A 14,222-nucleotide genomic window follows, 5' to 3' on the forward strand; every position below is an offset into this window, starting at 1 on the left:
ACGCACGCTCCGAGGCGGGACCCGCCTACAGCAGGACCGGCGTCAGATCAGGGCCGGGACCGTCGCCGTACGCGTCCTCGTCGAACGGGTACAGCGGCCGTTCCACCCGGTGGTGGCCCAGGCGCAGCAGGTCCTGGTCGACGCCGCCCGGGGTGAGGGCGAGGAGCCAGTCCGCCGCCATGTCGTACAGCTCGGGTTCCAGGTAACCGATCTTGACGACGACGAGGTCGAACGTGCGCGGGTCGATGCCAAGGCCGCCCACCGCCGGCCCCGTGAAGTCGGCGAGCGTGTGGAACGGCTTGCGGCGCTCGGTGACGACGACCGTGAGACCACCGACCGTGATCGCCGCCAGGTCACAGCCCAGGTCGTACGCGCCGCCCTCCGCCCGGTCGGTCTTGTCCGCCGCGCGCTGGAGGGCCGTCACGGTGCCGGTCAGCCGGTACGGGCCGCCGTGGTTCGGGTCGACCTTGCCGCCGATGTCCAGCGTGACTCGCGCGCCCGTACCCGCCTCGAAGCAGGCGCGTACGGCTGCGGGGTCCGTGATGCCGGGGTGTACGGCGGTGACCCGGCCGGAGGCGATGTCCTCGTGGGAGAGGAGCGTGGAGAGCATGTACGCGAGGTCGCCCGCGCCGCCCGCGGTCGGGTTGTCGCCCGAATCGCTGATCAGGAACGGACGGCGGTCTGAGGCGACCGCTGCGGCGACGCACTCCCGCGCCGTGCCGGTCGGCCCGACGAACTGGAAGTCGCGGCGTACGTCCCAGTACTGGCGGGCCAGCGACGCGGCCTCCGCGGCGGCCAGCTCCGCGTCGTCGCCCGTGACGACCACGGCCGCCCGGCAGCGGGGCTGGTCGGCCCACGCGTACCCGACCCAGATCGCCGCGTCCGTGATCCCGGGCTTGGCCTCGATCCCCGCGAGCCTGCCGTACAGGCTCTTCGCGGGCTCCAGCCGGGTGCTCGTCTTCTCGCCGGGCAGCAGGACGGGGATCTGTACCCAGGCGCGGTGCGGGCGGCGTGCGCCCTCGGGCAGCCGCAGCCGCTCGACCAGCTTGCGGGCCGCGCGTTCGCGGGTGTCCCAGGCGTCCTCGTGCGGCGCGAGCCGGTGGGCGGTGAGCAGGTCCACCAGGTCGGCGAACCTGCGCGAGACATTGCCGTGCAGATCCGTCGCCGCCGAGATCATGGGACGGCCGTTCGCCGGGTCCTCGGGGGTGCCGACCGCGTCGAGAGCCGCCCGTACGGCTTCGGTGAGATCGCCTTCCGCGTCGGCGAGGCCGATCACACTCATCGCGCCGTGCAGGTCGTAGACCAGCCCGTCGAGGGGGCCCGCCGCACGGATACGGGTGACCAGCTCGTCCTTGAGCAGCAGGTACGACGCGGCCTCGACGGGACCGCCGGGCAGCGCGGTGGCGTGCAGCAGGGGCACCCACTCGATGTGCGGCGCGAGGTCGGAGTCCGGCCGCGTCCAGGTGTAGCGGCCGAGGAGTTCGGCGCCACGCGTCTGACGGAAGTCGTCCGCCGTGGAGCGGTGCGGACAGAAGGTGGACGACTCGATGCCGATGCCGCCGATGCCGATACGCAGCGGACGGCCGGGGTTTTCAAAGGCGTTGGGAACGTCGGGGGAGGCGCTGGTCATGGGGAGTGCTTTCCGGGTCGGGCGCACCGCGTGCCGGCGCGGTGTGCGGTGGTGGTGTGCCGTGGCGTGTGTGGTGGTGTGTCTACGGGCGTGGCACCGGGGAGCCCGCTGTGTCCGCCAGGTGCGGGACGCCCTCACGCAGGACCATGAGCCCCGCGCCCAGCAGCCCCGAGTCGCGTCCCGTGACGGTTGTGGTGATCTCCAGGTCCGCCGTGGCCATCGGCAGGCAGCGCTCGTACAGCACCCCTCTGACCGAGGCGACGAGCGGTTCGGCGGCGGCGAGCGCGCCGCCGAGGACGACCGCCTGCGGGTTGAAGAAATTGACGACGACGCTCAGTACGGTGCCGATGTGCCGACCGGCCGTGCGGACGAGGGTGGTCGCGTACGGATCGCCGTCGGCCACCAGCCGGAGCAGATCGGCCGTACCGTCCACCGCGGGCCCCTGCACGGCGAGTTCACGCTGAAGCGCGGCGCCGCTGGCGACCGTCTCCAGGCAGCCGATGTTGCCGCAGCTGCATGGGCGGTCCTGCGCCGCGTCGACCCGGACGTGGCTGATGTCGCCCGCGGCCCCGTTGGCACCCCGGTACGGACGGCCGCCGGAGATGACACCGCAGCCGATGCCCCTGCCGACCTTGACGACGACCAGATGTTCCAGGCGCTGACGTGCTGTCAGGTGTTCGCCGACGGCCATCAAGGTGGCGTCGTTGTCCACGAAGACGGGCATCCCGAGACGCCGGGCGAGAACGTCACGCAGCGGGAAGCGGTGCCAGCCGGGCATCCGGGACGGGGACAGTACGCGTCCTGTCGCCACGTCCACCGGGCCCGGGAAGGCCACACCGGCCCCGGTCACGGTGCGTCCCGCCGCCCGCTGCCGCTCCGCGAGCGCGCCGAGCCTGCCGGCCAGCCACTCGACGGCCGGTTCCGGTCCCGCCGTGAGGTCGTGGCTGTGGTCGGTGGCGTCCATGACCGTGCCGTCGGGCCCCACGGCGGCCATCCGCCCGTGGTGGGAGCCGAGGTCGGCGGCGAGAGCCACGCCGTCGTCCCGGCGTACCCGCAGCAGCCGGGGCCGGCGCCCGCCCCGGGAGGCGCCCTCGCCGGACTCGGTGAGGAGGCCGGCCGTGACGAGTTCCTGTACGCGCAGTGACACCGTCGAGGCGGCCAGGCCCAGTTCACGGACCAGCTCGGCCCGTGACGTCGCCGCGCCTGAGGACACCATGCGCAGGATGTCCTGGTTGGACGGGCTCTCCGCCATCTCGCTCCCTCGTCTTGTTTCGAATAATCGAATCAAGTTCGCGTTCTCTCGGCGTAAGTTACCGATTCAGGCCCAACTTCCGCCAGGTGGTAGGGGAAAGTCTTCACCGCATCGGGCCGGTGAAATCGCTCATCAACGGACAAAGTGTCCAGGCGAGTTGCTTCGTCCGTTGTATTCAGCCCTTGACTTATTTTCGTCATCGGTCCTAACTTTCCCTCACTTTCACCCACAACCGGCCGAACTCCTCTTCGGCCGTCCGCCGGACCCGATGGAGGCCCATCCATGCGCCCAGGGCGCTCACCCGCGCGGCTTCGCGCAGTCGTCGCGGCCCTCGTCGGGGCGGTGCTGGTCGCGGTCCTGTCCGGCTGTACGCAGGACGGTGGCCGGATCGACATGGCCCCCACCGGCGGTGTCCCCGTCGAGGGCGGTACCGCCACGATGGCACTGCCACCGGCCGCCACACCGAACTGGATCTTCCCCATCGGCGCCCCCGGTTACGGCGCCGCGTACAACTACGCGATCCAGACGCTGCTTTACCTGCCGGTCTACGACGCGGTGAAGAAGGACGGCTCCCTCACCACCACGGGCTCCAACACCCTGGGCGGCAAGCCCGTCTACAGCGACGGGAACACCACGGTCACGGTTCCGCTGCGCGAGGACATCACCTGGTCCGGCGGGAAACCGGTCACCGCACGCGACATCGAGTTCTGGTTCAACCTCGTCAAGGCCAACAAGGCCGAGTGGGGCAACTATTCGGTCGGCACCATGCCCGACAACGTCAAGCGGTTCGAGACCGTCGACGACCACACCGTACGGCTGCATCTCGACCGCGCTTACAACCCCGACTGGTTCACCGCCAACCAGCTCACCCTGATGCGCGCGCTGCCGCAGGCCGCCTGGGACGCCACCACCGACGGCGGGAAGACCGGCGACTGGGACCGCACCACCGCGGGCGCCAAGAAGGTCTTCGCGCGGCTCACACGGCACTCCAAGAGCCTGGGCGCCTACTCCACCGATCCGCTCTGGAAGACCATCAACGGCCCCTGGAAGATAGCCGAATGGCGGGACTCGGGTCAGGTCTCGCTGGTACCGAACCCGCAGTACACCGGGCAGGCCCGGCCGCATCTCGACAAGGTTGTCCTGAAGCCCTTCACCACCGCCGACTCGGAGTTCAACGTCCTGCGCGCCGGCGGCGTCGACTACGGCTACATACCGCCGTCCGTCCTGGCGCAGAAGTCGAAGTTCGAGAGCCGCGGCTACCGCGTCGACCCGTGGGAAGGCTGGGCGGCCACCTACATCGTCTACAACTTCAACTCCTCGCACGGCGGGCCGCAGATGAGGCAGCTCTACATACGCCAGGCCATGCAGCACCTGGTGGACCAGAAATCCATGAGCGACATCGTCTGGCAGGGCAGCGCGGATCCGACGCTCGGCCCCGTGCCCGTCACACCCAAGACGCAGTACACCTCCGAGGCCATGGAGCACAACCAGTATCCGTACTCGGTCGGTTCGGCCCGCGCGCTGCTGACGGAGCACGGCTGGAGCATCCGCGACGGACGGGCCCGCTGCACCCGGCCGGGAACCGGGCCCGACCAGTGCGGCGCCGGGATCGCGAAGAACGCGCCGCTGAACCTGACCCTGCTCTCCCAGTCGGGCTCCACCGAGACGACGAACATGATGCAGGAGCTGAAATCCTCGCTCAGCAAGGCCGGGATCACCCTGGAGATACGTCAGCAACCGCTCAACTCCGTCCTCGGGAACTCCGTGCCCTGCAAGGCGGGTGAGCCGGGTTGCGACTGGGACATGTCGTTCTTCGGCACGGCCGGCAGCTGGTACTACCCGCTCAACCCCAGTGGTGAGCAGCTGTTCTCCACCGGCGCCTCGGCCAACTTCGGCAACTACTCGGATCCGAAGGCCGACCGGCTCATCCGCGCCGTCCAGTACTCCGCGGACCCGAACGCCACCCACGCCTACGGCCTCTACCTGGCACGGCAGTTGCCCGTGATGTGGATGCCCAACCCCGCCTACCAGGTCTCCGTCATCCGCAACGACCTGCGCGGCATCGACCAGAACCCGACCGTCACCATCGCCCCCCAGGACTGGTACTACGTCAAGAAGGGAGCCGATCAGTGACCGGCTTTCTCGCCAAGCGTTTCCTCCAGGCGGTGGTCGTCCTCTTCCTGGTGTCGGTCATCGTCTTCGTGCTGCTCCACCTGCTGCCGGGCGGACCCGCCCGCGCCATCCTCGGGCCGAAGGGCACCCCGCAGCAGATCGCGCACTTCAACGACGTACAGGGCTACGACCGCTCCCTGCCCATGCAGTACTTCAGCTATCTGAAGCGGCTGCTCACCGGTGACCTGGGGGAGTCGTACAAGCTCAACCAGCCGGTGTCGCAGCTGCTCACCCAGCGGCTGCCCAAGACGCTGATGCTGACCGCGCTCTCCACACTCGTCGCCGTGCTCGTCGCCGTGCCGCTGGGCCTGCTGCAGGCCGTGCGCCGCGGCAAGGTCTCCGACTACCTGCTCACGGGCGCCGCGTTCCTCGCGTACGCCACCCCGGTGTTCTTCCTCGGGCTGATCCTCATCATCGTCTTCAGCCAGATCCTGCCGGTCTTCCCGGCGGAGGCGCCCCAGGGCGAGTCCGTCTCCGCGATCTTCAGCGGCTTCTCCGGCATGGTGCTGCCGGTCGTCACCATGGCGCTGGGCATCATCGCGATGTTCAGCCGCTACATGCGCTCGGCGACCCTCGACAACCTCACCGAGGAATACGTACGCACCGCGATGGCCAAGGGCCAGTCCGGCCGCCGGATCCTCGTCAGGCACGTCCTGCGCAACGCGCTCATCCCGCTCGCCACGCTCCTCGGGCTCTACCTGCCGACGCTGTTCAGCGGCGCTCTCGTCGTCGAGGCGATGTTCAACTACCCCGGTATGGGGCTGCTGTTCTGGAACGCCGCACAGGGCTCAGACTTCCCCGTACTGCTCGGTGTGACGCTCGTCGTCGGCGTCGCCACCGTGCTCGGATCGCTCCTCACCGACATCGTCTACGCCGTCCTCGACCCCCGGATCCGGAGCGTCGCATGAGCACCGCAGCCATAGCACCCGGGCACGAGGACGCCGACCTCGCGACCCCGTCCCTCGCCCGCCGTACGCTCCAGGTCTTCACCGGCAACAAGCTCGCCCTCACCGGCGTCGTCGTTCTCGTCCTGCTGCTGGCGTTCTGCTACCTCGGACCGCTGATCCATCCCACCGACCAGGTGCACACCGCCCTGTCGCAGGCCAACCTGGCACCGGGCAGCCCGGGACATCTCCTCGGTACCACCGACCTCGGCTATGACCTCGTCGGACGGCTCATGGTCGCCGGGCGTTCCTCCCTGGAGGTCGGCCTCGCAGCCGGCCTGCTCGCCACCCTCTTCGGTACGGTCTGGGGCGCCGTCTCCGGGTATTTCGGCGGCTGGACCGACGCCGTGATGATGCGGGTCACCGACGCGGCGCTCGCCATCCCCGCGATGTTCCTGCTGGTCGTGGTCGCGGCCATCATCACACCGACCAAGACCGTGCTCGTGGTGATCATCGCGGCGGTCGCCTGGCTCTCCCCGGCCCGCCTGGTCCGCGGCGAGGCGCTTTCACTGCGCGACCGCGAGTACGTCCAGGCGATGCGCATGATGGGCGGCGGCGGCGCCCGCGCCGTGTTCCGGCACATCGTGCCCAACGCCATCGGCACGGTCATCGTCAACTGCACGTTCCAGATCGCCGACGCCATCCTCTACGTGAGCTATCTGGCGTTCCTCGGCCTCTCCGTACCGCCGCCCGCCACCGACTGGGGATCGATGCTGTCCGCCGGCATCACCTACACCCAGAACGGCTACTGGTGGCTGATCTTCCCGCCGGGCATCGCCATCGTGCTGGTCGTCGGCGCCTTCAACTTCATCGGTGACGGCCTCAGGGACGCCTTCGAAGTACGGCTCCAGAAGAAGTAGTTGACCGCGAGGGAGTCGGGCGCCAGTCCCGCGCACTCCCGCGTCACTGTCACCGCGCCGTACGCGCGCGTCACCGCCACCGTCATCGCCCCTGTCCGGAGGAACCGCCCATGACCGATCCGCTGCTCCGGATCGACGATCTGTACGTCGACATCGAGACCCGCGACCGCACCGTCCACGCCCTCGACGGCATCAGCCTCGACCTGGCCCCCGGCGAAGCCCTCGGCATCGTCGGCGAGTCAGGCAGCGGCAAGACGATGACCGCGCTCAGCGTCCTCGGACTGCTCCCGTCCGGCGGCTCCATCAGCCGGGGCCGGGTCCTCTTCGACGGACAGGACCTCGCCGCGGGCGGCGAGAAGGTCCTGCGCGAGGTCCGCGGCAACACCATCGGCATGGTCTTCCAGGACCCGCTGACCTCCCTCAACCCGACCATGACCATCGGAGCCCAGGTCGCCGAACCCCTGCTCCTGCACCGCGAGACGACCCGGCGCGAGGCGTGGCGGCGCGCCCAGGACATGCTCGGTCTTGTCGGTATGCCGCAGCCCGCAGAGCGGATGAAGTCCTACCCGCACCAGCTCTCCGGCGGCATGCGTCAGCGCGTCGCCATCGCCATGGCGCTCGTCTGCGAGCCGAGGCTCCTCATCGCCGACGAGCCGACCACCGCGCTCGATGTGACGACGCAGCACCAGATCCTCGAACTCATCGACGACCTGCGCTCCCGTCTCGGCATGGCGATGATCCTCGTCACCCACGACCTCGGCGTCATCGCCAACCGGGTGGACCGCGTCGCCGTGATGTACGCGGGCAAGGTCGCGGAGACCTCCGGTGTACGAGACCTCTTCGCGCACCCCAAACACCGCTACACCCAGGCGCTGTTCGCCGCTCTGCCCGAGCGGGCCGTCGTCGGCGCCACCGAACTGCGCACCATCCCCGGCCTGCCGCCCAACCTCGCGGCCCCGCAGCAGGGCTGCCGCTTCGCCGCGCGCTGCTCGTACGCCACCGGCGTGTGCCGCACCGAGGAGCCACAACTGACCGAAGGGGAGCACCGGTTCGCCTGCTTCCACCCCGTCCCCGAGGAAGCGGGCACACCGCTGGAGGTCGAGCCGTACGACACCGGGGCGCCGGCGCCCGTGGTGCCGGCGGGCGCGGCCCTGCTGGAAATCACCGAACTGCGCAAGGACTTCCCGCTGCGCGGCGGCCCGTTCTCGCGCTCGCGCGGAACCGTCAGTGCCGTCGGCGGTGTGACGCTGACCATCAGGAAGGGCGAAACCTACGGCGTGGTCGGTGAGTCCGGCTGCGGCAAGACCACCATGGGCCGGATGGTCGCCGGGCTTGAGGACCCGACCTCGGGCACGATCGCCTTCGAGGGCCGCGACCTGGCCGCCATGGACCGCGCCGAGCGCCGCGCCCACCGGCGCAGGATCCAGCTGATGTTCCAGGACTCCACCGCGGCCATGGACCCCCGGATGCGAGTCGGCGCGATCCTGCGTGAACCCCTGGTGATCCAGGGCGTGGGCGACCGGGCGGAACAGGACCGTATCGTCGGCGAACTGCTCGACGCGGTGGGCCTGCCGCGCGGCGCGGTCGCCCGCTACCCACACGAGTTCTCCGGCGGCCAGCGTCAACGCCTCGGTCTCGCACGGGCGTTGACCCTGTCTCCGGAGCTGATCGTGGCCGACGAGCCGGTCTCGGCGCTCGATGTCTCCGTGCAGGCGCAGATCCTCAACCTGATGCGGGACCTCCAGCGCGACCGCGGACTGACGTACCTCTTCATCTCGCACGACCTGGCGGTCGTCCGCTATCTCGCGGACACGGTCGCTGTGATGTACCTGGGCAAGCTGGTCGAGTCGGGGCCGGCCGAGCAGGTGTACGCGCGCCCCCTGCACCCGTACACCCGGGGCCTGCTCGACACCGTCAACGTGCCGGACCCGGCCCTGGCGGCCCCGGACCGCGCCCCGCTCGGCGGTGAGACACCGTCCGCCGCGAACCCGCCGTCCGGCTGCCGGTTCCGTACCCGTTGCCCGCGCGCCCGGGACGTGTGCGCCGAGACGGAACCGCTCGCGACCACTCCGGACGGCGAGGGCCACCAGGTCGCCTGTCACTTCCCCCTGGTGCGCGAAGCGGTGTGACCGGCGAATTTCAGCCAGCAAGCCTGTCACGTGCAGGTTTTATGGCTGGTTCACTATTCGGTTCCCTCTGGGTCTTCCCCGCGCCGTCTTTTCGCCGGACTGTGGAGACCAGTCCTGCGCTGTTGTTCAACAGCGCGGCTCAGCAAAGGTTCTGGAGGACCTCGCACTCATGTGGGCATCAGTTTCACGGCAATTGTCCCGCCCCTCGCCCTTGTCCCTCCGCCGCCGAAGACTCGTGTCGGCGGCTCTCGTCGCGGGCGCGGTCGTGGCGAGCCTGGTGCCCACCACGGCGGCGGCCCACACCAAGGACATCAGCGCCTTCGACGCCGTGGACCAGTTCATCGGCACCGAGCTGGACACGACGCAGAACAAGGGCAACAGCGCCTACGGCAACACCTGGCCGGGCGCGACGGTCCCGTTCGGCATGGTGCAGCCCAGCCCCGTCACCTTCCGCACCAGCGACGGTGACCAGAAGGGCGGGTACGAGTACACCGCCGACAAGATCCGCGGCTTCGGCATGACCCGCCTGTCGGGCACCGGCTGCGAAGGCCGCTTCAGCGGCTTCGACTTCCCGGTCCTGCCGTACACCGGCGAGCTGACCGGCGGCGCGCTGCCGAAGAGCCCGTCGACCGCCATCACCGACTACTACCTCGGCTTCGACCACGCCAAGGAGAAGTCCGACCCCGGCTACTACTCCGTGGACCTGGCCAACGGCGTCGGCACCGAGCTGACTTCCACGACCCGCACGGCCGTCAGCCGCTACGACTTCCCCTCGCGGGGCAACTCCACGCTGATCCTGGACGTCGCGGGCTCGAACAACCGGGTCTTCGGCAGCGAGATCACCGTCAAGGGCAAGACGGTCAGCGGCTGGGTGGAGACCGCGTCCGTGTGCGACGAGGGCGGACGCTACCGCGCGTACTTCTCGGCCACGTACGACAAGCCGATCAGGTCCTACGGCACCTGGAAGGGTGACGCCGTCACCGCGGGCTCCGCCACCGTCAAGGGCGGCGAGGCCAAGCACGACGCCGGCGCCTACCTCGTCTTCGACAAGGGCGCGAAGGTCACCGCCAAGACCGGACTGAGCTACGTCAGCATCGCCAACGCCGCGCAGAACGCCACCAGCGAGGCCGGCAAGCACAGCTTCGACCAGGTACGGTCCGGCGCCGCCCGCACGTGGCGTGACGCCCTGGACACCGTCAAGGTCAGCGGTGGGAGCAAGGACGAGCGCGTGAAGTTCTACACCGCGCTCTACCACTCCCTGCTGAACCCCAACGTCTTCGACGACGTCAACGGCCAGTACACCGGCTACGACGGCAAGGTCCGCAAGGTCGCCAAGGGCCGTCACCACTACTCCACCTACGCCGGCTGGGACATGTACCGCAGCCAGTCGCAGCTGGTCGCCCTGCTCTACCCCAAGGTCGGCGACGACATCAACCAGTCCATCGTGGACATGGTGACGCAGACCGGTACGTGGTCGAACTGGCCGCACCTCAACGCGGCGCAGCAGAAGATGAGCGGCGACTCCCTGCAGTCCGCGCTCTCCTCGATCGACGCGTTCGGCAGCACCGGGTACGACCGCAAGGCCGCCCTCGCGTCCATGGTCAGCACCCAGACGCTGCCCGCGGACACCACACGGCGCAACAACGCGTACCAGTACTTCAGCACCGGTTTCATCGAGAACCGCAAGGGCGGCGTCGCGACCTCCACGACGCTCGAGTACGCCATCGACGACTTCGGCATCGCCCAGCTCGCCCAGCGTCTCGGTGACCGCAAGTCGTACGACACCTTCATGGCGCGTGCGCAGAACTGGCAGAACGTCTTCGACGACCAGACCCGCCAGATCCGCCCGCGTGAACGCAACGGCTTCGACCGGGCGTTCAACCTGACGGAGCGCGGCGACCAGTTCGACCAGGCCACCGGCCTCCAGTACGGCTGGCTCGTCCCGCAGAACGTGGGCACCCTGATCGAGAAGCGCGGCGGCATCGAGACCGTCACCGCCGACCTCGACGAACACACCAAGGAGCTCGACGCCGGTGTGTACGGCACGACCGGCGCGTACCTGAGCAACCAGCCCAGCTTCTCCATGCCGTTCGTCTACAACTGGCTGCGCCGCCCCGACAAGACGAGCGACGTGCTGCGCCGCGCGGTCAGCGAGATGTACGACACGACTCCGACCGGTCTGCCGGGCAACGACGACCTCGGCTCCCTCAGCTCGTGGTACGTCTGGTCCAACCTCGGTATGTACCCGTCGATCTACGGCACCGCCAACCTCGTCCTCAGCGCGCCCATGTTCGAGCGCATCGAGATCGACAGCGTCGGAACCCGCCGCTCCATCAGCATCAAGGCGGATGGCGTCGCCGGTGCGAAGAAGTACGTGACCGGCCTCAAGGTCGACCGCAAGTCCACCTCGCGCTCCTGGGTCGGCGAGGACTTCGCCCGCAAGGGCGGCACGCTCGACTTCACCATGGGCCGCACCGCGGGCGCGTGGGGAACCAAGGCCGCCGACGTACCGCCGTCGTACACCGACGGCAGCGACAGCCGCAACAACATCGGCAGCACCCCGGCGGGCAAGGGCTCGCTCGGCTCGCTCGACGTGAGCGACAACTCGCTGTCCCGCGAGCAGCTCGCCGCGGCGGGCGCGGCACCGGGCGCGCGGCTGCCGCTCGGTGACACCGGAGTCGAGTTCCGCTGGCCCGACACCAAGCCGGGCACGCCCGACAACTGGATCCCGCACGGCCAGCGCATCGACATGAAGGGCGCCAAGGCGACCGGCGTCTCGTTCCTCGGCCTCGCGACCAACGGTCCCGCGCAGGGCAACGCCACCGTCGAGTACACCGACGGCACCACCCAGAGCGTGCCTGTACAGCTCACCGACTGGACCCCGGGCGACACGTACCAGTTCGGCAACGTGCCGCTGGTCACCACGTCCGGGCGCAACAACGCCAACGGCACCACCGACACCTTGCAGGCCAAGGTGTTCGCCACCGTCCCGCAGGTCCTGGACCCGGCCAGGCGTGTCGCCGCCGTCGTCCTGCCGCAGGGCACCGACCGCGGCATCATGCACGTCTTCGACGTGGCCCTGACCACGAAGTAGGCGTTCGCGTCGCTCCGTTGATACGGCGCTCGGCAGAGACAGGAGGGACGGGCACCGCCTCGGGCGGTGTCCGTCCCGCCTGCTTTCGCTGCTTGCGGTTCTTGCGGTTCTTTCAGTTTTTCTCAGTGTTCTCGTTGTTCAGTCCAGCAGCCGCAGCGAGGTCACCGACCGCCCGAGGCGCACCGTCTGGCCCCAGGTCAGCACCAGCGCGTCGTTCTCCATGCCGTCACCGAAGGCCACCAGACGGTCGGACTCCACGGTCAGCCGCAGCCGCTCCGCGTCGGCGAGCACCCCTTCGACCAGGGACGTCCCGGTGGTGGGGGAGGGCCACGCCTCGCGTACGTACCAGACCAGCAGCGGGTCCGAGGGGCCCGGCAGCGGCAGGGTGCTGCCGCGCTCCTGGCGCAGGGAGCGCAGCCAGCCGGTCGCGCCCGTGCCCGTACCCACCAGCACGCCCGAGGACGCCTGGGCCTCGGCGGGTACGGAGTCGTCGTCGGGGCCGAGACGGTAGCGGGCGCTCTGGTGCCCCGGGCTGCCGAGATAGATCTCGTTGAGGGCGAGCAGCCGCTGCGTGTCGTCGGCGACGGCCTCCACCATGGTGAGTTCGTCCACGACTGCGCCGCCGGAGCCGGCCGCACGCAGCAACTTCCCCGCGTCCGCCGCACGGTGACGCACCAGCACGCCGGGATTGCGGCCGGGATCCGCGTCGATGCCGATCACCGGCCGTCCCGCCAGGTACTTGGCCGCGTTGGCGACCAGCCCGTCCTGCCCGACGACCACCACCACATCCTCCGGGGCGAACAGGAACCGGTCCAGATCGGCGCGCTCCACCCGGGCCTGACGCCACTGCGGCGGGACCGCGGCCGCCACCGCCGCGAAGGCGCGCCGCGCCCGGTGGTGCCGCTGCGCCACCTCCTCGATGTCCCGGCCGCGCGAGGAGAGGAAGAACGCCGCCTGCCCGTGGGTGCCGTGCCGGGCGAGCAACTCCTCGTACTCACTGGTGCGGTGCACCAGCACCGCGCGCGGCGCCAGGCTCACGGCCGCTCCCCGGCTTCCCCGCCGAGCTTGGCCAGCAGTCCGGTGAGGACGTCCGGGGAGAGGGTGACGCTGTCGACGCGCGGCAGGTTCTCCGCGAGCCGGGTGACGGCCAGCGCGTGCAGCGTCGCCGCGTCCGCCTCGCCGTGCACCCGCAGCCAGGCGTCCTGGGCGGCGGCGCGCGCCTCACCGGTCTCGCGCGCGGCCTCGGCCCCGGCGCGTGCCAGCCGTACCGTACGCAGCGCCTCGGCCTCGGCCCGTATCGCGTCGGCCGCCGCGTTCTCCTCGGCCTCTCGGCGGGCGTTCGTACCGTGCTGCTCGACCAACTGCTCCTCGCGGCGGGCCAGTTCGATCCTGCTGGCGAGTTCGTTCTCGGCGATGGCGCGCTCGCGCTCCACGGCCACGGCCCGCCGCTCGTAGGTGGCCCGGTCCGCCTCCTGCTGGATCTGCTCCCGGGCGGGTGTGCGCAGGGCGCGCTCCACCTCCGGCTCGGGGCGGACGGCGACGACGCGTACGGCCACCACCTCGATGCCGGTGGCGGGCAGCCGGGGTTCGGCGGTGAGTCCGTCCCGCACGCGTTCCCGTACGGTCGCCACACCGTCGGCCAGCGCCTCCGCCAGGGGTGTGCGGGCGAGGACGTCGAGCGCGTGCTGCTGCGCGGTCTCGGTCAGCAGGGTGGCGAGCTGTTCCAGCGGCGCGCCGCGCCAGGCGCCGGTGTCCGGGTCGAGGGAGAAGTCGAGACGTGTCGCCGCGGCGGCGGGCTCGCTGATCCGGTACGTCACGGTGGCCTGCACGGTGACGTCCTGGAAGTCGGCGGTACGCGCATGGAAGACCATCGCCAACTCGCGGTCGTCGACCGGTACTTCGGAGAGCGCGGCGGTCAGGGCCCGGAACCAGAAGCTCAGTCCCGCACCTTCGTGGACCAGTGTGCCGCGCCGGTGGTGGCGGACGTGGGCGGTGGGCGCGGAGCGCAGATGGCGCCATCCGAGGCGCCGGGTGATGTCGGACATGACGGGACCCCCTCTTTTCGTCAATGAGACGATATCGAGAGGAGCTATTTATCGTCAAGATGACGAGAGGAAGGGAAGAGGGAGTCCCGGCTCCGG

General features: G+C 70.0%; 9 protein-coding genes. 5 read left to right on the forward strand and 4 right to left on the reverse strand.

From position 1 onward, the window contains the following. Window positions 1-25: 25 nt before the first annotated feature. Entirely contained in the window at window positions 26-1,630 is a 1,605-nt protein-coding gene (locus tag ACIP6N_RS26025; RefSeq protein WP_401819381.1) for a M81 family metallopeptidase, read from the reverse strand. An 82-nt stretch (window positions 1,631-1,712) separates the two neighbouring features. After that, window positions 1,713-2,882 (reverse strand): ROK family protein, encoded by a 1,170-nt coding sequence (locus tag ACIP6N_RS26030; protein WP_401819382.1) that lies wholly within the window; start codon window positions 2,880-2,882, stop codon window positions 1,713-1,715. A 282-nt stretch (window positions 2,883-3,164) separates the two neighbouring features. On the opposite strand from ACIP6N_RS26030, the gene ACIP6N_RS26035 reads away from it, so the two are divergent. The 5 genes from ACIP6N_RS26035 to ACIP6N_RS26055 all read left to right on the forward strand — a co-directional run bounded on the left by ACIP6N_RS26035 (window position 3,165) and on the right by ACIP6N_RS26055 (window position 12,081). After that, window positions 3,165-5,015 (forward strand): peptide ABC transporter substrate-binding protein, encoded by a 1,851-nt coding sequence (locus ACIP6N_RS26035; RefSeq protein ID WP_401819383.1) that lies wholly within the window; start codon window positions 3,165-3,167, stop codon window positions 5,013-5,015. Further along, a complete protein-coding gene (locus ACIP6N_RS26040) occupies window positions 5,012-5,962 on the forward strand; it encodes an ABC transporter permease (RefSeq protein WP_401819386.1) in 951 nt (316 codons plus the stop codon). Before ACIP6N_RS26035 ends, ACIP6N_RS26040 begins: the two co-directional genes overlap by 4 nt. Next, window positions 5,959-6,858 carry an ABC transporter permease gene (locus tag ACIP6N_RS26045; RefSeq protein ID WP_401819388.1) on the forward strand — a complete coding sequence of 300 codons (900 nt, stop codon included), beginning with the start codon at window positions 5,959-5,961 and terminating at the stop codon, window positions 6,856-6,858. Before ACIP6N_RS26040 ends, ACIP6N_RS26045 begins: the two co-directional genes overlap by 4 nt. Before the next feature lie 110 nt (window positions 6,859-6,968). Further along, window positions 6,969-8,987 carry a dipeptide ABC transporter ATP-binding protein gene (locus ACIP6N_RS26050; protein WP_401819390.1) on the forward strand — a complete coding sequence of 673 codons (2,019 nt, stop codon included), beginning with the start codon at window positions 6,969-6,971 and terminating at the stop codon, window positions 8,985-8,987. Window positions 8,988-9,156: 169 nt separating this feature from the next. After that, window positions 9,157-12,081, forward strand: a complete 2,925-nt coding sequence (locus ACIP6N_RS26055) for a GH92 family glycosyl hydrolase (protein WP_401819392.1) — start codon at window positions 9,157-9,159, stop codon at window positions 12,079-12,081. A gap of 138 nt (window positions 12,082-12,219) precedes the next feature. Here the strand turns inward: ACIP6N_RS26055 and ACIP6N_RS26060 are convergent, their stop codons facing one another. Together ACIP6N_RS26060 and ACIP6N_RS26065 are read right to left on the reverse strand one after the other, a co-directional pair. Then, window positions 12,220-13,119 (reverse strand): hypothetical protein, encoded by a 900-nt coding sequence (locus tag ACIP6N_RS26060; RefSeq protein WP_401819393.1) that lies wholly within the window; start codon window positions 13,117-13,119, stop codon window positions 12,220-12,222. Further along, the gene (locus ACIP6N_RS26065; protein ID WP_401819394.1) at window positions 13,116-14,126 is read right to left on the reverse strand and encodes an SPFH domain-containing protein; all 1,011 of its coding nucleotides are present in this window, start codon (window positions 14,124-14,126) and stop codon (window positions 13,116-13,118) included. The genes ACIP6N_RS26060 and ACIP6N_RS26065 overlap by 4 nt, the downstream gene beginning before the upstream one ends. Window positions 14,127-14,222: the final 96 nt, after the last annotated feature.

This window comes from Streptomyces sp. NPDC088725 (genome assembly GCF_044751305.1).
Taxonomy (GTDB): Bacteria; Actinomycetota; Actinomycetes; order Streptomycetales; family Streptomycetaceae; genus Streptomyces.